17 protein-coding genes are annotated in these 23,786 nt (G+C 61.8%); 5 read left to right on the top strand and 12 right to left on the bottom strand.

Going from position 1 to position 23,786, the window contains the following annotated elements:
- Nucleotides 1–18: 18 nt before the first annotated feature.
- The gene (locus tag G410_RS0106115; protein ID WP_022672771.1) at nt 19–750 is read right to left on the bottom strand and encodes a class I SAM-dependent methyltransferase; all 732 of its coding nucleotides are present in this window, start codon (nt 748–750) and stop codon (nt 19–21) included.
- 122 nt (nt 751–872) lie between these two features.
- Between G410_RS0106115 and mutM the strand changes: the two genes are divergently transcribed.
- The 3 genes from mutM to G410_RS0106100 all read left to right on the top strand — a co-directional run bounded on the left by mutM (nt 873) and on the right by G410_RS0106100 (nt 5,167).
- The gene (gene mutM / locus G410_RS0106110) at nt 873–1,685 is read left to right on the top strand and encodes a bifunctional DNA-formamidopyrimidine glycosylase/DNA-(apurinic or apyrimidinic site) lyase (RefSeq protein ID WP_022672770.1); all 813 of its coding nucleotides are present in this window, start codon (nt 873–875) and stop codon (nt 1,683–1,685) included.
- A gap of 85 nt (nt 1,686–1,770) precedes the next feature.
- Nucleotides 1,771–3,060, top strand: a complete 1,290-nt coding sequence (eno, locus tag G410_RS0106105) for a phosphopyruvate hydratase (RefSeq protein WP_022672769.1) — start codon at nt 1,771–1,773, stop codon at nt 3,058–3,060.
- A gap of 13 nt (nt 3,061–3,073) precedes the next feature.
- Nucleotides 3,074–5,167 carry a malate synthase G gene (locus tag G410_RS0106100; protein WP_022672768.1) on the top strand — a complete coding sequence of 698 codons (2,094 nt, stop codon included), beginning with the start codon at nt 3,074–3,076 and terminating at the stop codon, nt 5,165–5,167.
- A 95-nt stretch (nt 5,168–5,262) separates the two neighbouring features.
- Here G410_RS0106100 and hppD read toward each other — a convergent pair whose 3' ends face one another.
- Nucleotides 5,263–6,372 carry a 4-hydroxyphenylpyruvate dioxygenase gene (gene hppD / locus G410_RS0106095; RefSeq protein ID WP_022672767.1) on the bottom strand — a complete coding sequence of 370 codons (1,110 nt, stop codon included), beginning with the start codon at nt 6,370–6,372 and terminating at the stop codon, nt 5,263–5,265.
- A gap of 45 nt (nt 6,373–6,417) precedes the next feature.
- Between hppD and G410_RS0106090 the strand changes: the two genes are divergently transcribed.
- Complete coding sequence (locus G410_RS0106090; protein WP_051137216.1) at nt 6,418–6,903, top strand: MarR family winged helix-turn-helix transcriptional regulator; 486 nt, start codon at nt 6,418–6,420, stop codon at nt 6,901–6,903.
- 39 nt (nt 6,904–6,942) lie between these two features.
- Here the strand turns inward: G410_RS0106090 and G410_RS0106085 are convergent, their stop codons facing one another.
- From G410_RS0106085 to G410_RS0106055, 7 genes are all read right to left on the bottom strand, one after another.
- Entirely contained in the window at nt 6,943–7,725 is a 783-nt protein-coding gene (locus G410_RS0106085) for an enoyl-CoA hydratase-related protein (protein ID WP_022672765.1), read from the bottom strand.
- Between the two features lie 13 nt (nt 7,726–7,738).
- Nucleotides 7,739–8,788 carry an enoyl-CoA hydratase/isomerase family protein gene (locus tag G410_RS0106080; RefSeq protein WP_022672764.1) on the bottom strand — a complete coding sequence of 350 codons (1,050 nt, stop codon included), beginning with the start codon at nt 8,786–8,788 and terminating at the stop codon, nt 7,739–7,741.
- Between the two features lie 114 nt (nt 8,789–8,902).
- Nucleotides 8,903–10,045: an acyl-CoA dehydrogenase family protein gene (locus G410_RS0106075; protein ID WP_022672763.1), complete on the bottom strand. Its 1,143-nt coding sequence runs from the start codon at nt 10,043–10,045 to the stop codon at nt 8,903–8,905.
- 66 nt (nt 10,046–10,111) lie between these two features.
- On the bottom strand, nt 10,112–12,211 hold the full coding sequence (locus G410_RS0106070) for a TonB-dependent receptor (protein WP_022672762.1): 2,100 nt from the start codon (nt 12,209–12,211) through the stop codon (nt 10,112–10,114).
- 98 nt (nt 12,212–12,309) lie between these two features.
- Complete coding sequence (locus G410_RS0106065; protein ID WP_156851868.1) at nt 12,310–12,549, bottom strand: hypothetical protein; 240 nt, start codon at nt 12,547–12,549, stop codon at nt 12,310–12,312.
- Nucleotides 12,550–12,557: 8 nt separating this feature from the next.
- Nucleotides 12,558–16,829 carry a translocation/assembly module TamB domain-containing protein gene (locus G410_RS0106060; protein WP_022672760.1) on the bottom strand — a complete coding sequence of 1,424 codons (4,272 nt, stop codon included), beginning with the start codon at nt 16,827–16,829 and terminating at the stop codon, nt 12,558–12,560.
- On the bottom strand, nt 16,829–19,042 hold the full coding sequence (locus G410_RS0106055; protein WP_022672759.1) for an autotransporter assembly complex protein TamA: 2,214 nt from the start codon (nt 19,040–19,042) through the stop codon (nt 16,829–16,831). Before G410_RS0106055 ends, G410_RS0106060 begins: the two co-directional genes overlap by 1 nt.
- A 141-nt stretch (nt 19,043–19,183) precedes the next feature.
- On the opposite strand from G410_RS0106055, the gene G410_RS15845 reads away from it, so the two are divergent.
- Entirely contained in the window at nt 19,184–20,287 is a 1,104-nt protein-coding gene (locus G410_RS15845) for a YihY/virulence factor BrkB family protein (RefSeq protein WP_022672758.1), read from the top strand.
- Nucleotides 20,288–20,291: 4 nt separating this feature from the next.
- On the opposite strand, the gene nth is transcribed toward G410_RS15845, so the two are convergent.
- The 3 genes from nth to G410_RS0106035 form a co-directional block, all read right to left on the bottom strand.
- Nucleotides 20,292–20,954: an endonuclease III gene (gene nth / locus G410_RS0106045; protein WP_022672757.1), complete on the bottom strand. Its 663-nt coding sequence runs from the start codon at nt 20,952–20,954 to the stop codon at nt 20,292–20,294.
- A 69-nt stretch (nt 20,955–21,023) separates the two neighbouring features.
- Nucleotides 21,024–21,761: a 4-hydroxy-tetrahydrodipicolinate reductase gene (gene dapB, locus G410_RS0106040; protein WP_022672756.1), complete on the bottom strand. Its 738-nt coding sequence runs from the start codon at nt 21,759–21,761 to the stop codon at nt 21,024–21,026.
- 14 nt (nt 21,762–21,775) lie between these two features.
- Nucleotides 21,776–23,563, bottom strand: coding sequence for a cation:proton antiporter domain-containing protein (locus G410_RS0106035; protein WP_028971132.1), 1,788 nt, complete (start codon nt 23,561–23,563; stop codon nt 21,776–21,778).
- Nucleotides 23,564–23,786: the final 223 nt, after the last annotated feature.

The raw sequence follows: 23,786 nt of genomic DNA, 5'->3' as shown, positions 1-23,786 counted from the left end.
GGATCGATCGCTCGCGCATCAAATCTTCCAGCCGCTGTGGATTGCGACGAGTCCGCCCAGGATCGGTTCAGCCTTCGCCTGCACGAAACCGGCGTCCTCGATCATGCCCTTGAACTGCGCCATGCCGGGAAAACGGCGGATCGATTCGACGAGGTAGCGATAGCTGTCTTCATCCTTGGCGATCGCCTTGCCGAGCTTGGGCACGAGATTCATCGAATACCAGTCATAGACATCGGCAAAACCGGGCCACAATGTTGTGGAAAATTCCAGGCAGAAGAAGCGCCCGCCATAGCGCAGCGTGCGATGCGCTTCGGCCAGCGCGGCCGGGATATCGGTGACATTGCGGATCCCGAACGCAATCGTATAGGCATCGAAATGCCGATCGGGAAAGGTCAGCGTCTCGGCATTCTGTTCTGTCCAGACCAGCCCGTCGAGCCCGCGCTTGACCGCACGCTGCATGCCGACTTCCAGCATCTCGGGATTGATATCGGCCACCGTCACATTCGCGCCCTTGGCCTGCAGGCGAAAGGCGATGTCTCCGGTGCCGCCCGCCATATCGAGAATATCCTCGCCCTCGCGCGGTTTGACGAGACGCACGAAGCGATCCTTCCAGAGCCGATGCATGCCACCGGACATGGCATCGTTCATCACATCGTAATTTGATGCGACGTTGGAAAACACACCGCCCACGCGCCGGGTCTTCTCATCGGGGGCTACTTCCTCGAAGCCGAAAGAAACGGTGTCTGACATCTTGCTGGTCCTCGTGCGATCCTTGGCGAGCGTCCTAGGGACAGCGCCGCGCTTTTGCTAGATGGCGGTGACCACAATGCGAAACAATGGCGCGCCGCCATCAAGCGCCTATATAGCTGGCCATGCCGGAACTCCCCGAAGTCGAAACCACAGTGCGCGGCCTGGCAGCGGTCATGGATGGGAAGCGAATCGCCGGGATCGAGGCCCGGCGGCCCGATCTGCGCCGTCCTTTCCCGGAAGACCTGCGGCAGCGCATGACCGGGGCGACCATCAGCGGCCTGGGCAGGCGCGCCAAATATGGGCTGATCCATACCGATCGCGGAGACACGATGATCTTTCATCTTGGCATGTCCGGTCGCTGGCGGATCGATCCGGATAGCCTCGGCACGCATGATCATCTGGTGATTGGGCTTGAGAGCGGGCATTTGCTCAGCCTCAATGATCCACGCCGCTTCGGCTCGGTCGATCTGATTGCGACCGAAGAGGTGAATGTCTGGCCGCCATTCGCGGCGATGGGGCCGGAACCCCTCGGGCCCGATTTCACGGCGCCCTATCTGCAGCGTGCGCTGGATGGCCGCGTTGCCGCCATCAAACTGTTGTTGCTGGATCAGCGGATCGTCTCCGGCCTCGGCAATATCTATGTGTGCGAGGCGCTCAACATGGCGCGGATCGCCCCCGGGCGGCAGGGCGGCAAGATCAGTCTGCTACACTTGGAACGGCTGGTTGAGGCAATCAGAGCGGTGCTAATCGCCGCGATCGACGCCGGTGGATCGACTTTGCGCGATTATGCCCGCCCCGACGGGGAGCTTGGCTATTTTGCAAAGCAGTGGCGGGTCTACGGCAAAGAAGGACAGCCATGTCCCTGCGGCGGTACCGTACGCCGCCGGAGCGAAGGAGGCCGCTCAACCTTCTACTGCGCGCGCTGCCAGCGCTGAGGATCCTTGCGCCGATGCCTTGCCTTGCGCCAAGCCTTCCGTCAGGAGGACCGCAACAGATTCTGACAACGCAAGGGCCCCTTACATGACCATTATTTCACAAATCATCGGCCGCGAGATTCTTGACAGCCGTGGCAATCCCACGGTGGAGGCAGATGTATTCCTGGCCGATGGCAGCATGGGGCGTGCCGCCGTGCCGTCCGGGGCGTCGACCGGCAAATATGAGGCGGTGGAGCTGCGCGATGGAGACAAGGCGCGTTTCGGCGGCAAGGGTGTGCTGAAGGCAGTCGAGGCCGTCAATGGTCCCATCGCGGATGCCATTACCGGCATGGATGCGGTGGATCAGGTGGCGGTCGACCGGGTGATGCTGGCGCTCGATGGAACCGAGAACAAGAGCAGGCTGGGCGCCAACGCCATCCTCGGCGCATCGCTGGCGACGGCGCATGCTGCGGCCAACAGTTTCGGCCTGCCGCTGTATCGCTATGTTGGCGGAGCGAACGCCAAGACCATGCCGGTACCGATGATGAATATCGTCAATGGCGGCGCGCATGCGGACAACCGGCTGGATTTTCAGGAATGCATGATCATGCCGGTGAAGGCGGACAGCTTCCGTGAGGCGCTGCGGATGGGGACCGAGGTGTTCCACAGCCTGAAGTCTGCGCTATCCGCCAAGGGCCAGAACACGGCGGTGGGCGATGAAGGCGGCTTCGCACCCGACCTGCCTTCTGCCGATGAAGCCCTGGACTTCATCATGGGCGCCATGCGCGATTGCGGGTTCGAGCCTGGCCGCGACATGGTCATTGCCCTCGACGTGGCGGCCAGCGAGTTTTTCAGGGATGGTGCCTATGCCTATGCCGGGGAAGGCGTCACGCGTTCGGTGTCGGAGCAGGTGGATTATCTTGCAACGCTGCAGGCCAATTATCCGATCCTGTCGATCGAGGACGGCATGGATGAGGATGATTTCGACGGCTGGAAACAGCTGACCGACAAGATCGGTTCGGTCTGCCAGCTGGTGGGCGATGACCTGTTCGTGACGCAGGAAAAACGGCTTCGCGATGGTATCGATCGCGGATTGGGCAATTCGATCCTGATCAAGGTCAACCAGGTCGGCTCGCTTACCGAGACGCTGGAAACCGTCGATATTGCCCATCGCCACGGATACAGCGCGGTCATGTCGCACCGCTCGGGCGAGACCGAAGATACGACCATCGCCGATCTCGCGGTCGCTACCAATTGCGGGCTGATCAAGACCGGTTCCCTGTCGCGATCCGATCGGACGGCCAAATATAATCAGCTGCTGCGGATCGAGGAACAGCTAGGCGAGGCGGCGCATTTCGCTGGCGCCGATTTTATGCGTCGCATGGGCCAGAACTGAAGGATATCCTGTCATGATCGAACGTAATGGACTGAAGATAGACGAGCAGCTGGTCCGCTTTGTGGAAGACAAGGCGCTGCCCGGTAGCGGGATCGAGGCGAACGCGTTCTGGGGCGGCCTGGCCGATCTCTATGCCAAATTTGCCCCGCGCAATCATGCTCTGCTCAAAACACGCGCCAATTTGCAGGCGAAGATCGATAGCTGGCATCAGCAGCATGATGTCATCGCCGAGGGCTCCGCTTATCACGCCTTCCTGCGGGACATCGGCTATCTGGTCGCAGACCCGGAGGCATTCACCATCGGCACCGGCAATGTCGATCCGGAAATTGCGACCCTGGCGGGGCCGCAGCTGGTGGTCCCTGCGCTGAATGCGCGCTTCGTGCTGAACGCAGCCAATGCTCGCTGGGGCAGCCTCTATGATGCGCTTTACGGCACGGATGTCATTCCGGGTGAAGCGAAGCCGGGCGGCTATGATGCCGAACGCGGAGCCAAGGTCGTCGCCTGGGCCAAGTCGTTCCTGGATGAAGCGGTGCCATTGGCGTCGGGCAGCTGGGCCGATCTGGAGAACCCGGACGGCGACATAGCGCTGGCCGATGCGCAGCAGTTTGTCGGCACCAGTGAAGATGGCAAGGGGCGCCTCTATCGGCACAATGGTCTGCACATCGAGGTGCGGTTCGACCGCGCCCATCCGGTGGGCAAGGACGATCCCGCCGGCATTGCGGACGTCATTCTGGAATCGGCGCTCAGCACGATCGTGGATCTGGAGGATTCGGTTGCCGCGGTCGATGCCGAAGACAAGGTCCTTGGCTACACCAACTGGCTGGGCCTTATGCGCGGCGATCTGTCGGAAAGTTTCGAAAAGGGCGGCAAGACGATCAGCCGCACGCTGAACCCCGATCGCGCCTATACCGCTCCCGATGGCAGCAGCTTCACGCTGCCGGGGCGCAGCCTGCTTCTGGTGCGCAATGTCGGCCATTTGATGACCACGCCGGCAGTCCAGCTGGCCGATGGGGGGGATGCACCCGAAGGCATATTGGATGCGGCAATGACGGCGCTCATCAGCCTTCAGGACGGTAAGGCAGGACGTACGAACAGTCGTGCCGGCTCCACCTATATGGTGAAACCGAAAATGCATGGGCCGGAAGAAGCGGCGTTTACCGACGAGCTGTTTGCGGCGGTCGAAGATATGCTGGGCATGGCCCGCAATCGGCTGAAAATGGGTGTGATGGATGAGGAACGCCGCACATCCGCCAATCTTGCAGCCTGTATCCATGCCGTGAAGGACCGGATTTTCTTCATCAACACCGGCTTCCTCGATCGCACGGGCGACGAGATGCACACCAGCATGCACGCCGGTGCCATGGTGCCGAAGGGTGAGATGAAAAGCAGCGACTGGATCTCGGCATATGAAGACCGCAATGTTCAGATCGGTCTCGCGCATGGCTTTTCCGGCCAGGCACAGATCGGCAAGGGCATGTGGGCCGCGCCGGACCGTATGGCCGACATGATGGAGCAGAAGATCGGCCATCCCAGGACCGGCGCCAACACCGCCTGGGTGCCGAGCCCGACGGCAGCGACGCTGCATGCCGTGCATTATCACCGGGTCGATGTGTTCGCACTGCAGCAGGAAATTGCACAACGCGAGACACCGGGTCTGGAAAAATTGCTGCGCATCCCGCTGGCAAGCGACACCAATCTCCCAAGCGATATGGTCGAGCGGGAACTGGAGAATAATATCCAGGGCATATTGGGTTATGTCGTGCGCTGGATTGATCAGGGCGTCGGCTGTTCCAAGGTGCCGGATATCAATGACATCGGCCTGATGGAGGATCGCGCGACCTTGCGTATTTCTTCCCAGCATGTCGCCAACTGGCTGAAGACCGGTATTGCCACGGCGGAGCAGGTCGACGCCGTTTTCGCGCGTATGGCGGAAAAGGTCGACGCACAGAATGCTGATGATCCGGCCTATCAGCCGATGGCACCGTCGCTCGATGGCATTGCTTATCAAGCCGCACGCGCGCTGGTATTCGAAGGCGAGGAGCAGCCCAGCGGCTATACCGAGCCATTGCTGCACGCATATCGCCTGCGCAAAAAGGCACAAGGTTGACCGAATATTGAAAAGCCCGTCCCTCCATTTTACCGGAGGGGCGGGCTTTTTATTGCTGTGGCGCTATGTGAGAAAGCGCCGACGAAAAGCCTTGGTCAGGCTTCGGCTTTCTCGCCTTTTTTCAGCACACCGCGGTCCATCTGGTCGCGCTCGATGCTTTCGAACAGCGCCTTGAAATTGCCTTCGCCGAAGCCTTCGTCCTTCTTGCGCTGGATGATCTCAAAGAACACAGGCCCGAACATGTTGCCGGTGAAGATCTGAAGAAGAAGGCGTGGATCGCCGTCTTCGGTCGATCCATCGAGCAGAAGACCGCGCGATTTCATCTCGTCCACCGGCTCGCCATGGCCGGGCAGACGCTCGGCCAGCATGTCGTAATAGGTGTCCGGCGGCGGGTTCATGAAAGGCAGGCCGTTGGCGCGCAGCTGGTCGATCGTGGCATAGATATCGGGCGTGGACATGGCGATGTGCTGGATGCCCTCGCCGTTGAAATCGACCAGATATTCCTCGATCTGACCGCCGCCGCCCTCGCTTTCCTCGTTCAACGGGATGCGAATTTTGCCGTCGGGCGCGGTCATCGCCTTGGAGGTGAGGCCGGTATATTCGCCCTTGATGTCGAAATAGCGGATCTCGGTGAAATTGAAGAGCCGCTCATAAAAATCGGCCCAGAACTTCATCCGTCCGCGATAGACATTGTGGGTGAGGTGATCGACGATCGAGAGGCCCGCGCCTTCGGGATTTTTGTCGACGCCATCGAAATAGCGGAAATCGATATCGTAGATGTCGGGCTCGCCATTTTGCCCATAGCGATCCACGAAATAGATCAGGCTGCCACCGATGCCGCGGATGGCGGGAATTTTGAGCTCCATCCAGCCAAGATCGCCGGTCGCAGGCTCGGCACCATTGTCCACCGCATGTTGAAACGCCTTGGCCGCGTCTTCCACGCGCCAGCCCATGGCGCAGGCACCGCCAGTATGGTGCTCGCGTACGAAATGCTGGGCCTGGCTGCCGGGCTCTTCGTTCAGCAGGAAGTTGATGCCCTTCTGGCGATAGAGCGTCACCGCCTTGGAGCGGTGCTTGGCGATCGGCGTAAAGCCCATCTGCCGAAAAATCGTGTCGATCTGCTTGGCGTCACCCGCGAATTCTAGAAATTCGAAACCGTCGAGGCCGGCGACATTGTCGGGGAGCTTGGTTACATCGGTTGGCATGTGTCGAGACTCCAAATTCGTTTCATTTGTAACTATGTTACCGCAATGAGCGCTTCAGATCAATCCGGAGACCATGCAGCCGACCTATTGCGGCTCGACGAGTTCCTGCCTTACCGGCTGTCCGTTGCGTCCAATATCGTCAGTGAAACGATCGCTGCCACCTATCGATCCCATTTCGGGCTGACGATTCCGGAGTGGCGATTGGTGGCCGTGGTGGCGGAGGGGGCAGGGCTGACGCAACGGGACATCGTCACCCGCACGCGCATGGACAAGGTGACGGTGAGCCGCTCGGCGCGCGCCTTGGTGGATCGCGGGCTGTTGCTGCGGCGCGCGCGATCAGAAGACCGGCGCAGCCACGAACTGGTGCTGACCGATGCGGGCGAAGACCTGCATCAACGGATCGGGGCGCAGGCGCGCGCCATAGAGCGCGCTATCTTCGGCCGGTTCGACCCGGAAGAACTGGCGGGGTTCGATTCGATGCTCCGGCGCGTCAATGACGCTGCGCTGGCGCTGCTGGAAGGCGAAGGTTAGGACGTTCGCCTTCGTTGCAACGGAGCGCCGGGCGGGCGATTAGCGACCCTTCCACTGGCCTTCGCGCTTTTCGATGAAGGCGGCCATGCCCTCGGCCTTGTCCTGTGTGCCGGTCAGGATCTGGAACAGGCGGCGCTCGTGCAGCAGGCCCTGATCCAGCGTGGTCTCATAGGCGGCATTGACCATTTCCTTGTTCACCATGGCGGCCAGCGGGGGCATGGCGGCAATGGCAGCGGCGCTTTTCATCGCCTCGTCGAGCAGATCGGCGGCGGGGACGATGCGCGCGACCAAGCCGCCGCGTTCGGCTTCCTCGGCGTCCATCATACGTCCGGTGAGGCACATCTCCATCGCCTTGGACTTGCCGACGGCGCGGGTGAGCCGCTGCGATCCGCCCATGCCGGGGGCCACGCCCAGCTTGATCTCCGGCTGGCCGAACTTGGCGCTGTCCGACGCCAGAATAAAGTCCGCCATCATAGCCAGCTCGCACCCGCCTCCGAGAGCGAAGCCGTTCACCGCCGCGATCCATGGCTTGCGCACGGCCTTCACGATATGGCTGGTCCAGCGCGAGAAGAAGTCCTCGGCATAGAAATCGGCCATCGGCTTGTCGGCCATTTCCTTGATGTCGGCCCCGGCGGCGAAGGCTTTTTCGCCAGATCCGGTGAGCACAGCGCAGCGCTGGCCATCATCGTTCTGATAGGCTTCGAACGCCTCGATCAGCTCGTCGAGAATCTGCGCGTTAAGTGCGTTCAGCGCCTTGGGGCGGTTCAGCGTGATCAGCGTGACCGCGCCGCGCGTTTCGGTGGTGATCGTTTCGTACGTCATCTTGCTCTCCGCTTCAGCGCGCCAACGGCGTCCACGCCTCGCCCGCGGGCAAAGGTGCGAAAATCTCGTCGATCAGCGCATCGCTCACCTCGGCGGGCGTGGCCGGGTTCCATTTGGGGCTGTTGTCCTTGTCGATAATCAACGCGCGCACGCCTTCCAGAAAGTCGTGCCGCCCGACGACATGTGCGCCGATGGTATATTCCTGGGCCATTTCCGCAGCGAAATCCGGCATGTCCGCGCCTTCCTTCAGCTGGCGCAGCGCCACCTTGCAGGTCTGCGGGCTTTTTGTGCCGAGCGTGTCGCGCTCCTTTTGCGCCCAATCGCTATCGTCCTTCTCCAGCGCCTCGAGGATATCCTCATAGGAGTCGCTGGCGAAGAAGCGGTTGATGCGGGCCATATTCTCGGTGATGCGCGCGTCGGGTGCGGTGACCGACAGCTCGCCGAGGATCCCGGCGATTCGCTCGGGCCGCTCGGCAATGCGTTCCTTGGCTTCGTCCAGCTTTTCGGATGGCAGATAGTGCGTGGCAAGGCCGAGCGCGAGGCACTCCGCCCCGTCGATCCGCGCGCCGGTGAGCGCCAGAAACTGGCCGACGCGCCCCTCCAGACGCGGCAGATACCAGCCCGCGCCGACATCCGGGAACAGGCCGATGCCGGTCTCCGGCATGGCGAAGCGCGTGTTTTCGGTCGCCACGCGGAAACGTGCGGGCAGCGAGATGCCGACCCCGCCGCCCATGGTGATGCCGTCCATGAAGGCGATGACGGGCTTGTCATAGGTGAACAGCTGGTGGTTCAGGCGGTACTCCGAATGAAAGAATGCACGCGCATCCTTGCCGTCCTTTGCTCCGCTTTCCGCCAGCATGCGGATATCGCCGCCCGCACAGAAGCCGCGGCCTTCGCTGTGATCGATCATCACCGCCTGCACGGCGTCGTCATGTTCCCAGGCGGACAGGGCCTCGCTCATGCCGAAGCACATCGGGGTGGTCAGTGCGTGGATCGCCTTGGGCCGGTTCAAGCTGATGCGCCCGGTCAGGCCCTCGGTGCGGATGATGAGTTGGTCGGTCATGTCAAAAAGCTTTCCTTCGTCATCCCGGCGAAGGCCGGAAACCCAGTCGGCGCTGCGCCATCTGAAACCCCGGCCTGCGCCGGGATGACGGATAAGATTTGCCCAATAGGGGTTTTACTGCCGCAAAAGATCGCGCGAGACGATCATGCGCATGATCTGGTTGGTGCCCTCAAGGATGGAATGCACGCGCAGATCGCGCCAGAAGCGTTCGATCGGATAATCCTGCAGATAGCCATAGCCGCCGAACAATTGCAGCGCATCGTTCACGATCTTGCTGCCATTGTCGGTGGAAAGGCGCTTGGCCATGGCGGCGAAGCGGGTCTTGTCGGGCGCATTCTCGGTCACCTTGGCGGCGGCAAGATACAGGAGTGCGCGGCTGGCCTCCAGATCGGTGGCCATATCGGCCAGCATGAACTGGGTGTTCTGAAAGTCCGCGATGGCTGTGCCGAATTGGCTGCGGTCCTTGGTGTAGGCGATCGCTTCGTCCAGACAGCGCTGCGCCCCGCCCAGCGAGCATGCGCCGATGTTGAGGCGCCCGCCGTCGAGGCCCTTCATCGCGATGGAGAAGCCTTCGCCCTCATCGCCGACACGGTTCTCGACCGGTACGCGCACATCGTCGAAGATCACCTGCGCGGTGGGTTGCGAATGCCACCCCAGCTTCTTTTCCGGTGCGCCGAAGCTTACGCCGGGCATGTCCTTCTCGACGACCAGACAGCTGATACCCTTGGGGCCGTCCACCCCGGTGCGCACCATGCAGACGTAAATCTCGTTCTCACCGCCGCCGGAAATGAACTGCTTGGAGCCGTTCAGCACATAACGGTCGCCATCCAGCTTCGCGCTGGTCTTGAGCGCCGCCGCGTCGGAGCCGGAGCCGGGCTCGGTCAGGCAGTAGCTGGCGATCTTGTCCATGCTGACCAGATCGGGCAGATATTTGTCCTTCACCGTCTGGCTGCCGAACGCATCGATCATCCAGCTGGCCATATTGTGGATGGAAATGAACGCGCTGGTGGACGGGCAGCCATAGGCCATGGCCTCCATGATCAGCGCCGCATCCAGTCGTCCAAGACCGATCCCGCCGGACTCCTCGGACACGTAAATCGAAGCAAAGCCGAGTTCGGCGGCTTTGCGGATCGTGTCACGCGGGAAGATATGCTCTTCGTCCCATTTGGCGGCATGGGGCGTGATTTCGTCGGCGGTGAATTTGCGCGCCATGTCCTGGATGGCGCGCTGTTCGTCTGTCAGATCAAATTGTGTCATGGACACGCTTCTATTCAGATGGCCAGCCGCGTCCAGCCCTGATTGGCGGAACGCGGCAGCCCTGGGTCAAAGCGAAAGTTTCAGGCTCAACCGGATGTCCCGTCCGGCGAGCGGGGCATAGTCCTTCAGGAAGCTGGCATGGCGGCGTGCAACCACATCCAGAAGATTGTTAGCCGACAGGATCAGGGTGGTCTGATTGTCCTGAAAGGGCTTGTAGGAAAGCGACGCGTTCACCAGCGTGAAATCGTCGGTCGGCGTTTCGATGGCGGCAACCCGCGTCTGTTCCGAGCTATATTCCGCCTCGATACGGCCGGTCAGGCGATCCGACTGCGCCTCGATACCGCCCAGAAAGCGAAGCGGGGGAATGCGCGGGGCAGGGCCAACATTGGTGATGGTGGCATGAACATAGTCCGCCAATCCGTCCACATTGACGGCAAAGCCGCCCAGTTGCAGCAATTGCGCCGATCCTTCGATTTCAAAGCCGTAATAACGCGCGTCACCCTGATTGAACTGAAACACCGGCAAGCCGTCTTCGATGGCGGTAGTCTGCTGATCGTAGATAAAATCGTCGAACCAGTTGTAGAAGCCGGAGAGGGACAGGTTATAGCCGTCGCCGGATCCGCGCAGCGAAGCCTCGAGCCCCTTGCTCCGCTCCTTGGTAAAGGTCGGATCACCGATCTCGAAGGCCTGCGTGCCGGCATGCGGACCGTTCGGATACAGCTCTTCGGCAGATGGGGCGCGTTCGCTGTAGGTCGCGCTCAAACCGGCGCGCCATCCATCGAAGAGGCCGTAGCTGGCCCCCAGGGACCCGGAATAGGCATCGAACGTGCGGCGAATATCGCCATTACCCAGATCTTCGTCGGCAAAGGCGCTGATGACGCTATGTTCGAACCGCCCGCCGACTTCGGCGCGTAGCGGGCCGAGGTCAAAGCTTTGCAGGGTGAAAAGGCCATATTGTTCGGTGCGATTGCGCGGCAGGAATTTCTCTTCGCCGATCACGTTGAAATCGCGCACGAGCAGCTGGCCGCCAACGGCGCCTTCCCAATTGCCACGGCGGGCCTGGACCAGCTCCACGCGCGCTTCGATGCCTTCGTTGAAAAAGCTGGTACCGATCTCGCCAGTGTCCTCCAGCTCATCATGCCGATAATCGGCGAAGCCCGCGCGCAGCTTGATCTGGCGTAGAATGCCGCCGCCCGTGTCGACTTCGGCGCGCAGATCGGCGCGGGTCTGCTTGACATCCAGCATGACGGCCTCGGCTTCCTCGCCGGGGTTCAGGGCATAGCGGACGGGCACACCATAGAGGCTGTCATACTGATTGACGGAAAAACCGATGCTGCCGCCGCTGTCGATAAAGGCCAGGCCCGCCGCGATGTCGGACGTTTCGGAGGCACTGTTGGGCAGCTTACCCTTCAGATTGGCGAGCGCTGCGATCTCCGGATCGGCGCTGGCAGCGGCACGGGCACGCAATTCCGGCGTCAAAATGAATCCGCCAGTCTCCAGATCATCGGTCTTGATGTAGCTACCATCGACATGGCCGACGAACTTGCCGCCGACGGGCACATCTAGAGCGCCCGCAACCGAGCGTTCGTTTGCGGCGCTGCCATAGGTCGCGATGCCATCGAGATGGAAAAATTCGTCGGGCACCCGGCGCGGAATGCGCGAATCGATCACATTGACCACGCCGCCGATGGCCGATGAACCGTAGAGCAGGGCCGATGGGCCGCGCAGAACTTCCACGCGGTCGGCCGTCAACGGATTGATGGCCACCGCATGATCGACGCTGGTGTTCGACACATCGAAACTGCCGATACCGTCGGAAAGCACCCGCACGCGCTCCCCCTGAAAACCGCGCAAGACGGGGCGGGAGGCGTTCGGACCGAAGGACGTTGCGGAAACGCCGGGCTGGCTCGCCAAGGTTTCGCCAATGGTTGGCTTCAGTTCGCGCGCCAGCTGTTCGCCGGTCAGGACCGAAGTGCCGGACAGCACATCGAGGCGATTGCGCTGATAGGGCGCCGTCACGATGATCTCGGCAGGTGCCTCATCATGATAGGCCGATAGATTTTCTCGCTGTTGCAACGAATTTTCAGGCGCGGCAGCCTGCGTTGATTGCGCATGAACGGGCGCGGCCAAGCAGCTGCCGGCGAGCAGGGGGATCAGCAATTTCATAGGGCAGAACCATTTTTGAGAGGCGGGAGAAGCGGCTCTCATACTGGAATGTTACAACATATCAAGCAAGGTTTCGCCGGAACGCTGTATTTGCAAGATCAGCCGTTATCTGGCGTGGAACGGTCGGTCGTGGTCGGCTGGGTGGATGGCGTGGCGAACCCGCGCACATCCATTTCGCGGTCCATCGCTTCCATCTTATTGGCCATTTCCGCATCAAGCGCTTTGGTGCGTGCGTCGATCACGCTTTTCGTGGCGTCATATTGCGTGTCGAAATCCGGCTCTTTTTGGCATGCGACGCTGCAGAGCGAAGCCACCAATAGTGGCGCGATGCGCAACACCGCCCGCATCAATAATCCTTCTTATACTGCACGCTCACATTGGAGCCGCCGAAGCTGCCGAAACTGCTCAAGGCCGAAAGGAACGGCGTCAAGGTGACCTCGAGCTGCGTCGCCGTGAAGCCGCGGGCGTCGGTGATAATTTCGATATAGACATCATCCGTCAGATATTTGCCTGCCGCAAGTGCCGTGCCGCGCCCGCTCGCATCATCCCCGCCAAGAATGCGCAAACGATCGATCCCGGTGGCTGCCTGAAGCTCACCCAGCGGATTGAACCCGCCACCGCCGCCGCGCAGGCTGTTGAGCGATGAGGCGAGCTGAACCGCCTGGATGGCGGAAAGATTGGCCACCGAGCTGCCGAAAAGAATGCGACTGATGATTTCGTCCTGCGGAAGCGCCGGCGTGGACGTAAAGGCGATCTGCGGATTTTGTGCGCGGCCCGTCACATTCAGGATGGCCGTAACTCCATCGACATCGGACTCGGCGGCAATCTTGATCGTGGGATTGGTCAGTTCACCGCCATTGAACGTGATCTGGCCTTCAGTCAGCTCGAAGGAATTGCCAGCAAAGCCGTAGGTGCCACGGACCAGCGAAACCTCACCGGCGATCGCCGGATTGGCAGTGGTGCCTGTGATGCGCAGATCCGTCGCCCATTCGGACTCCAGCCCCATGCCGGAAATATAAATCTGGTCGTCCGCTTTGATGTTGACGGCGAGGTCGAACACCGTCGGCAGGCCGGCGCCGGGCTGCGCATCGCCGGTAACCTTCTGGCGGCCGAGCGGCGGCTTGCGGCGCACGCCGGTCAGCACCGGCACCTGGGCGCCGCCCTGACGGATTACCTTGTAACGCGTCTCGGGCAGACGGATGGTGCCTGCAATTTTTGCATTGGAGCCCGGCTGGTTGGTGATGCGGATATCGCCGGTCGCCGTCGAAGAGATATTGTCGCTGCGGGCCAGACGGGCATCGTCCAGATTCAATTTCAGATCCAGCGGGAAGCCCGCGTCGGAACTCAGGCTGACATAACCGGAGCCACTGACCGTTCCATTGCCAGCCACCGCGCGAAGCGTATCAAGCTGAAACCGGTCATTGGTAAAGGTCCCCGCAAGCTTCATCTGGCTGAGCCGCGTGCCATAGACCTCATTCTCATAGGTCAGGTCGTTGGCGCGCACGAGGCCCGTCAATTGCGGTCGCTGCACACGGCCGCTGAAATCGGCAGCAAGGCCGATCGTACCCTTCAACGTCTGGTTCGGCACTGCCGCAAAGCTGAACAGGGTGCTTCCCGGACCATTATAACGGATGCCGCCACCCAGCGGTGCGGTGAGCACGCGCGTGACCCAGCTTCCGCTGTCAGGTGGCAGGGGATTGAGCGTGGCGACCATGCGGCCGATGACCGTACTGCCCTGGCGCAGGACGGCGCGCGCATCACCGCCATTTGGCAGCAGCTTGCCCACGAAATTCACATCGACGGGGGTGGAGACGGCGGACAGGCTGGTGCGGGTGAAGCGTTTGATACTGATCCGCGCATCCGCAGAGGGGAAGCTGCCATCGGACGCCTGATTGAAATCGAGGCTGCCATTCGCCTTGCCGCCGAGGCCGAGGCCCGGCGCGATGGAATTGGCAATGGACAGATCGACATCGTTCAGGCGGCTTTGCAACGTGAGACCGTCGCCATATTGACCGGCCAGTTGCAGCGATCCGCTGGACAGCAAAATGGTGGTGGGTTGCAGCCGATACTTGCCTGCTCCCGGAATGATCCGCGCGGGGTTCTTCGTCTTGAAATCGATGCTGTTGGCCCGGCCATCCAGCGCGATCCGCCACAGATCGGGCTTGAGATCGGCATTGGCAGCGATCCGGAATGGTACGCTATTAAGTCCCTCCGCATAAATCTGCGCGGTCCCGTTGCCGCCCTGATAATTCACCTTGGCGCGGGCGGCGTTGATATTGAGCTCGCCATAATTGGTGTTGGCGAATTGCACATCGGCCACCACGGAAGGCTGATCGTATAGCGTAACGGTTGCATCGATGATCGCACGGCCAATCGACACATTGAATTTGCCGGGTAGTCTGGCGTTGTTGGCGCGGGCATCGATAACGGCCTGTTGCACGTCGGATACGGACGCCAGCTGCACGACACCGTTAATGCCCGAACCGTTGGCATTCAGGCGCCCGGCAAAGGGGCCGGCTGCGGTCTGCTGCACGCGCCCGTCAAAGACGACGCCTGCAAAATTGGCGCGGGCGATATCGATGGTCAGCGCATTGCCGGTGATCACCGTCAGATCCGCATCGAACGGACCGTAATCCGTATCGCCCTTGGCCAGCACCGCATATCCCGCATTGCTGCCATTCACGCGCGCCTGAAAATTGGCCAGACCGATCCCGAAGCCTGGTCGATCGGCCGTCAGGACCGCGGTAGGATTGGTCATCGTGCCCGTCACGCGCAAGCCGAGCGGGCCATATTGGCGCGAGACGCCCTGACCGCTGAACGCAATCTGTCCATCGGGAGAATAGCTGCCCGATCCGCCCGTAAGCCGAAAGGCAGGCGAGGCGACATTGAGATTGCGCAAACGGGCCACGCCATCGCTACCGAACGCGAAGTCCGTCGATATCAGGGTGTCACCGCCCAGAAAATCGCGCGCGCTTTCATTGAAAATCTGCGTCGTGCGCACACGCAGCTTGCCGCCAAGCGTGAAGCCGCCTTGATTGTTCGCGCGCAGGTCCGCCTGCGTGTTGATGTCGATCACACCCACGCTGTCGATGCGGTAGTTGTTGAGTTGCCCCTGAAGGGCGCCCGTGTAGAGGCCGGTGTCGAGATTCGCGATGATCAGCGCCTCGGCCTGCAACCTGTCCGAGCGAATGCGCAGATTGTCGCTCAGAATGCGTGGACCATCCACGGCGATATCGCCATTCAAACGGACATTGGTGAGCAGCTCGCCGGCGGTTGCATTGAGCCCGGTAATCCGGGCTGCCGTGGCGTTGACCGGAATCAGGATGCGGTCCGCCTTGACCGTTGCCGACCCTTCGGCAGATAGGCGCTCCACCACGATATCGTTGAAGCCAAGCGCCGCGGCATTCAACTTGTACGCGACGGCGGGGGTGCGAAAATCCCCGTCCAGCACGAGATTGGCACGAATGCCGCGGCCGCTGAGGTTTTCTGCCAGCGTCGACGGCTTATTCAGCAGAAAATCGAGGGTGAAGTCGTCAAAGGCATTCTTGCCCAGATCGATCAGGCCGTCAGCGGTGAGGGCGAAATTTTCGGACGAAACAGTGCCCGCCAGATCATAGCGGCTGTTGTCCACCTTGGTGGTCAAATCGATCCGCGTGATCGGCGACAACAGCGCCTGGGTGGGGCCGGTCGTCAGCAGGCCGGGATTGGTTTCGCCGCGCACGCGGAAAGTGCCGTCGCGCGCCGCCAAATCGATGGAGGCGAACCGATCCGCACCAAGATTGGCGAGCAGCTTTCCGTCCCAACGCTGCCAGTCGCCAGCGCCTTTCAGCTGCGCCCGAATAGGTTGGTCCAGATTGGCAAAACTGTTCACCAGACCGTCGGCTGGCGCATCAAGATTGAGATCGATCGCAAGGCGGTTCTGCTCGGGCGCCGCATCCAGCTTCACCTGGATCACGTCACCACCGGCAAGACCTTGCTGCCGTAGCGTCTTGGCGTCCAGCATGAGCTTGGCCACCTGGTCCTTGATGGTCACGCTGCCAGCCAATGATGCGATGCTGCGGCGGCCGGCGACCGGTTCCTCCAGAATCAGCTGCCGAACATCCAATGTGTCGACATCGATATCGAAACCGGGAAGCAATGGGCCGCTATCGTCTTCCGACGGAATGAGTTCTGGCAAACGTCCCAGGCGGACTTGCGGCGTGGAAAGCGTGCGAATGTCCAGCAGATTGCCGGTCACGAACTTGAATGGCCGCCAATCGACCCGCACTTCGGGGGAGGTGGCAAACACCCCCTTCGGATCAGACAAGGTGAGGCCAACCACGGTCATATCGCCATAAAGCGATCCGTCGATGCGTTCGATGTTGATATCGAGGCCGGACGCCAGCTCCAGATTGTTGATCTGCCCGACGGCAAAGGAACGACCGGGGCCGGTGTTCAGGCCCAGCACGATAGCGACCAGCAACAGCAAAAGCGCCGCCACGCCGATGGCGATCCATTTGAGGATTTTCAGCGCCACCGGCTTGCCGGTCGGCTCGGCACGATTGTCCTCGTAATTTTCCGCCTCGATCTGGGCTTCCGCCGCGTCGTTCACGGGTTCGTTGATGCTATTTTCAGCCATCAGAAAGCCTGCCCGATGGAGACATAGACCGACACGATACTTTCATTGGGCTGCCGGTTGATCGGCGTTGCGATATCAAACCGGAAAGGACCGAAATTGCTGTAGAAACGCCCACCGATCCCCACGCCGTAGCGCAGATCGTCGCCTTTTGGCAGCACGCTGTCATAGACCTGTCCGGCATCGACGAACGCCACGATACCGAAATTGCCGAAACGATAGCGGCCCTCGATCGCGGCTTCGTTCAGGCTGCGGCCACCGATCGGGCGCCCGGACGGATCCTTGGGGCCGAGCTGCTGGAAGCCGAAGCCGCGCACGGAGCCGCCGCCGCCGGCATAATAGCGCCGCGATGGTGCCAGATCGTCGCGATCGATCCCGGGAATGGAGCCGGCGCGCAAACGCCCGGCCAGCACGAAACTGTCACCCAGCGGATAATAGGCGCTGCCTTCCAGCAGGGTACGTGCATAAATGCGGGTGCCGTCATTCAGCGCGACCTCTGGCGACAGACGTGCCGAGATGCGGTAACCCTTGGTTGGGTTTAGCAGGTCGTCGGATTGATCGAACGTCACCTGACCTGGCAGGGCACCGATGAGATATTGCTGCCGTTCGCGCGCACCCAAGGGTACATTATAGCCTTCTTCGGACGAAGCCACGATCTCGAACCCGTAGCTATAGGTGAGGGGCTTTTGCCAGATTGGCGTGGAATCATAGGAAATCCGGCCAGCAATCCTGGCGGTGAGCGCATCGAACGCATCGAAACTGCTGCGCAGCGCATTGATCGACAATTCCGCCGTACGATCGCGCTTTCCGGCGTTGGACCGGCGGAAGGTGAGGCCCGCGCCCTGTTCCTGCGTTCCGGCCACCGCGCTGGCAATGAGCGCGCCCTCCGGCCGGAAAAGGTTGCGGTGCTGCCAGCTGGCATCCACCCGAAATCCCTGCCCGGTGCCATAGCCAGCGCCGCCCGCTATGGTGCGCGGCGGCCCGGCATTCTGCACGACTTCGAGTTCGACATATTCGGTGCCATCCGGTGCAATTTCGCCGGTGCGCTTTGGCTCCACGGTCACGGTGTTGAACAGCCCGGTCGCCACCAGAGCCTGTCGCAAATCGTCGGTCATCCGGCTGTCATAGAGATCGCCGCGATCGAACCGCGCCAGCAGGCCGACATGCTCGGCATCGAACGCAAGATCGCCTGTTGTGCTGAACCCGCCGAAGCTGGACCGCGGCCCTGGCGTGATCGGCAAGGTATAGGCGCCGGTCGCGGGCACGGGATCGAGCAGGATATCGCGCTGACCCAGGCTGAAGAAGGGATAACCTTCTTGCGGCATCGTGACTGACAATTGTGCTTCCGCGGCCAGCACGCGGGTGGCAACGATCGGTTCGCCGACATTCAGTGCAAAATTGCTGCTGAGCAGATCGTCCGGCACAACCGGTGGTGCATCGAGCTTGATCGAACCGAAGGTATAGCGGGTGCCGGGGCTGACGTTGAGGGTTGCCGTCGCCTTGCCCCCGGTCTGATCCGGCAGTGCCAAGCCGCCATTGACGCTGGCGTCGTAATAGCCTTCGCTTTCCAGAATCGTTACCAGCAGTTCCTGATCGCTGGTCAGACGCGCTTGCACTTGCGCAGCGTTTGCGGCTTTCCCGTCACCGTCTTCCAACGCCGAAAGATCAGCGAAGGTCGACTCTATGCTGACGTCGTCGACGACATCCTCGACCGGCTCGAGACCATCGATCCGAAAGCTATATTTGATCTCGACATTGGCATTGTCAGGCGTTTCGCCCTCGATCGTGACGGGCTCGACCTGGAAGTCCGCCAAGGCCGGTAATGGCTCGGCAATGGCCGGATCGGTGATCGGCGCATCGGCCAGTTCCTCCACTGCATCCCCGTCCTGCGCCGCGGCGAGGCTTTCTGGAGAGCCGGCTTCGGTCGCTTCGGCCTGCTGCTTCGTCTCGACATCCAGCGCGTCCTGGCGGGCTGTGAATGCTTCCATCGATTCGAGCGGGGCGTTCATTGCAGGATCGAGTTCGGGAAGCACATCCTCGAACTCTTCATCGGAGATGATCGGACCGCCATCTGACGCTTCCGGCTCCGCTGGATCGGGCGTCTGGGAATTGACGTCCGTTTGCGGAGCGGCGTGCGCCCGCGATGCGGCAGGATTCGGTTCAGCCGCGACCGGCATGTCCTGCTGTGCAAGCGCGGCTGCCGGCACCACGGCCATTGCGCAAATCAGCGCATATTTAAGAGGGCGACTTGCGCCCTCGCCGTGATACACCGGCACCAATCTCACCCCTGATGCATTAAAGTCAGTGCCCTAGCATGGCTATTGGGCCGGGGTTAAGAAAAAAAACACGGGGATTTGATGGTGGACGAGACGATAGGGGCAGCAGCCCGAAACGGCGATGCGGATGAGCTGCACGCCGGCCATGCGGCCAGTACGCCATGGCAGCTGTCTGGCAGAGCGTGGTGGCAGGTGCTCAAGCGCTGCTTCGTGATGAACGGCTTCCACAATCTGTCGTTGCTGGCCGCTGGCGTGGCCTTTTACACATTCCTTTCCGTGACGCCGCTGCTGGCATCCACCGTCCTGCTTTATGGTCTTATCGGGAATGCCCAAACCGTCGAACGGTCTATGCAGACTGTTATCGAGGTGGTGCCAGCCGATGCCGCGCGTCTGATCCAGGAACAGCTCACCGCAGCGGTGGAAACCAGCAGCGGCGTGGCCGGGCTTGCGCTGGCGGTCAGTCTTTTCCTGGCCATCTTTGGCGCGTCGCGGGCATCGAAGGGGCTGATCGGCGCGCTGAATATCATCAATGGCGAGCATGAATCGCGCAACATCCTCAAGTTCAACGCCACGGCCTTGGGGTTAACCTTGGCCGCCGTGTTCGTGGCCGTGGTCGGCATCGGATCGGCATCCGTTTTCGCCGTGCTGCAAAAGATCGATGTGGGCTTTGCCAACACCGCTTTGTCGACGGTGATCAAGCTCAGCACCTGGATGTTCGCGCTGCTTCTGGGCAGCTTCGGCTTTGGCCTGATCAACCGGTTCGGGCCGGATCGGCGGGCGGCCAAATGGCAGTGGCTGACCCCCGGATCACTGCTATCGACATTGCTCTGGATTGGCGTGTCCTTTGGCTTCAGTCTCTATGTCGCTTTTATCTCCGACTATAACGCGACCTATGGATCGCTCTCAGGGATCGTGGTGTTCCTCATGTGGCTGTTCCTTAGCTGCTATTCCCTACTTCTGGGCGCTCTGTTGAATGCAGAGGCCGAGCGGCAGACGATGCGGGATACCACCATCGGATCGGAGCGCCCGGCAGGTGAACGGGGCGCGAATATGGCTGATGTGCATCTGGAAGATGAGCTCGACCCGCGCCTGTTGGAAAAGCGCCGACAGCGGGAAATTGCCCGCGCCGCCAAAAAAGCATCGCGCAAAGGGTCTAACCTGTCGGAGGATGCGCGGCCGGACTGAACGTTCAGGCCTTCGTCCGCTTGCGCTCTTCGGGCGGCAGCGTCTTGGGTTTGTACCGGCACAGATCGGCCACGCGGCAGCGCCAGCATTCCGGGGTGCGCGCCTTGCAGACATAGCGTCCATGCAGGATCAACCAGTGATGGGCGTGAACGCGGAAAGGGGAGGGCACCGCCTTGTCCAGCTTCTTCTCTACCGCGAGCACCGTCTTGCCCGGAGCCAGCCCGGTGCGGTTGGACACGCGAAAAATATGCGTATCCACAGCAAAGGTTTCCGCGCCGAAGGCCGAGTTCATCACCACATTGGCGGTCTTGCGGCCGACCCCCGGTAGCGCGGTCAGCGCGTCGCGATCTTCCGGCACTTCTCCGCCATGATCGGTCACCAGGGCCTGTGACAGCGCGACGACATTCTTGGCCTTGTTGTTATACAGCCCGATGGTCTTGATATGTTCCTTCAGGCCCTCGACGCCCAGATCGACCATGGCCTGCGGGGTCTTGACCTGCTCGAACAGCCGCCGCGTGGCCTTGTTCACGCCGATATCGGTGGACTGGGCGGAGAGCGTGACGGCGACCAGCAACTGATAGTCATTGCCATATTCCAGCTCGGTCACCGGATGCGGATCATCCTCGGCCAGCCGGGAGAAGAAGTCGATGACATCGGCTTTTTTCACATCGTCCCTCCAGCGCCTCCACCACTTCCCGTCCGCTTCGCCCATATAGGAGGCCGGGGAGAATGTCCGTCAAATCCCAAGCACATTGGCCATGTCGAACCGGCCCGGCGCATGGCCGGCCAGCCACAGCGCGCCGCGCACCGCGCCCTTAGCGAAGATGCCACGATCCTCGGCATAATGGGCCAGCTCGATGCGCTCCTGCGGCCCAGCGAAAATGACGCGGTGGTCGCCCGCCACCGATCCGCCGCGCAGCGAGGCAAAGCCGATCGCGCCGTCCTTGCGCGGCCCGGTAATGCCGGTGCGGCCGCCCTCGGTCACAATGTCCAGATCGACCTGCCGTCCTTGCGCCGCCGCCTCGCCCAGCAGCCGCGCCGTGCCGGAGGGGGCATCGACCTTGTGGCGGTGGTGCATTTCCAGGATTTCGATATCCCAATCGTCACCCAGCCGCTCGGCCGCATCCCGCACGAGCGCGGCCAGCATGGTAACGCCAAGCGACGTGTTGCCGGTCTGGATGATGGCGATTTCGCGCGCGGCGTCATCGATCAAATAGTGATGCCGCTCCTGCAAGCCGGTGGTGCCGATCAGGATCGGCGTGCCCGACGCGACGCAGGCATCGAGCGTGTCCTCCAGCGCCTCTGGCGAGGAGAAATCCACCAGCACGTCTGCCGTCTGAGCCAGGCTGCTGGCGTTCCCGCCGTGATCGATCCCGCCCGCCAGAGTCACGTCATCGCGGCGGGCAATGGTCTGCGCGATGGCTTGGCCCATGCGCCCTGCGCTGCCGATAATGCCGATGGCGGTGCTGCTCATGATCCTATGGTCCTTCAGGCTTCGCTTGGCGTAGCGGGGGCTTTGGCGCGCAGGGTCTGGGTCTTGAGCGTTGGCTTCTTGCTCAGTCCGCCCGACTCCATGATCTGACGGCGATACTGATCGCGCTTGTCGTGGATCGATGCGATCACCGGTCCCATCGGCACGCCAAGATCCACCAGCACCGCTTCGGACAGTTGCAGGGAGGATTCCAGCGTTTCCGGCACCGCGTCGGTGGCCCCGGCACGATAGAGTTCGGCAGCATGATCGGCATCGCGGGCGCGCACGATGATCGGCAGGTCCGGCACCCATCCGCGCACACGCTTCACCACCGCGGCGGCGAGCACCGGTTCATCCATGGTGATGATCAGCGCGCGGGCATGGCCGAGCTTCAGCCGGTCAACCATTTCGGGCCGCGCGACATCGCCGAACATGATCGGATAGCCCTCCCGCCGCCCGGCGGCCACGCAGTCGATATCGGAATCGACGCACAGATAGGGCTGGTCATGGGTTTTCAGCATGTCCGCCACCAGTTGCCCGACGCGCCCGAAGCCGATGACGATGGTGCGCGGCTGATCCTCGGGAGTGTCGTCCGGCTCGTCATGCTGGCCAAGCTCGATCCGGCGCGAGACATCATGGCCGATGCGGGCAAGGATCGGGGTGATGGTCAAGCCGATGGCGGTGACGATGGTCCAGAAAGCGGCGGTTTCCGGCTGGATGATCGCGGCTTCGGCAGCGGCGGTGAGCACGATCAGCGTGGTTTCCGACGGGCTGGACATCAGCACCCCGGCTTCCGTGGCGGTGCCGGTGCGCGCGCCGGAGATCTTCAGCAGCGCGCCGGTCACCAGCGTCTTGACGATGACCACGCCGGCAACGGCGGTGAGGAGTGACGCCCAGTTGTCCGCCAACACGCGCAGATCGATCTGCATGCCCACGGTGATCAGGAACACGCCCAGGGCAAGGCCCTTGAACGGTTCGGTAATCACCTCGACTTCGCTGCGATAATCGGTCTCCGCAATCAGCAGGCCCGCGATGAGCGCGCCGACGATGGGGGACAGGCCGACCGCGCTGGTGGCCAGACTGGCGGCGATGACGACGAGCAGCGAGGCAGCCAGAAAAAGCTCCGGGCTCTTCGTGCGTGCCGCCTGCCCGAACAGCCTGGGCAGGATCAGGCGGCCAAGCACCAGCATGCCGACGATGACGGCGGCACCCATCCAGATGGTGGTCATCAGCCCTTCCAGCCCGTCGCTCGCGGCATAAGGCGCCAGCGCGCCGAGCAGGAAGATGATCGGCACGATGGCCACATCCTCAAACAGCAACATGGCCAGCGCCGAGCGTCCGACCTGGCTGGTGGTGCCCGAAATCGGCAGCACCAGCGCGGTGGAGGAGAGGGCCAGCGCAAGGCCAAGGCCCAGAGCGCCCGCAGTCGGCTGGCCCATGGCGTACAGCGCTAGGCCGATAATCAGGCCGGAGCCCAGCAATTCCGCCGCGCCGACGCCGAACACCAGCGCGCGCATGTCCCATAGTCGCCGGAAACTTAGCTCCAGGCCGATGGTGAACAGCAGCAGGATGATGCCGAATTCGGCAAAAGGTTCGATCGCCTCACGATCCGTGATGGTGACATAATAGAGCCAAGGCGCGCGATCGACCAGCGAGCCGAGCCCGCCTGGGCCGACCAGGATGCCGACGAGGATGAAACCGATGATCGGCGTGATCCGGAAACGCGCGAAAAGCGGGATGACGATACCCGCCGCCCCCAGGATGACCAGCGCGTCGCTGACCTGATCGTTCAATCCACCATGCATCATGGGAGCTGTTTACCCGGCGCGGCGCGAATCGCAACGCCCGCGAAGGGCAATATGCGTGCTTTTGGAAGTTAGCATGCGACACACCCCGTTCCGCCATAATTCTGCCGAAGCGTGGCAGAATGTCGATGAACGGGGTGAAGCAGCGGGTGAGGGCAGAGTAGGGGCATGCCCCAGGGGTACCCGGCCAGGGGTGTGTAGGACAGCAGGCGAACAGCCGCCC

The sequence above is a fragment of the Novosphingopyxis baekryungensis DSM 16222 genome (genome assembly GCF_000420305.1).
GTDB lineage: Bacteria > Pseudomonadota > Alphaproteobacteria > Sphingomonadales > Sphingomonadaceae > Novosphingopyxis > Novosphingopyxis baekryungensis.
The sequence above is the reverse complement of the archived record's forward strand: the minus strand, read 5'-3'. Positions and strand labels throughout refer to the sequence as shown.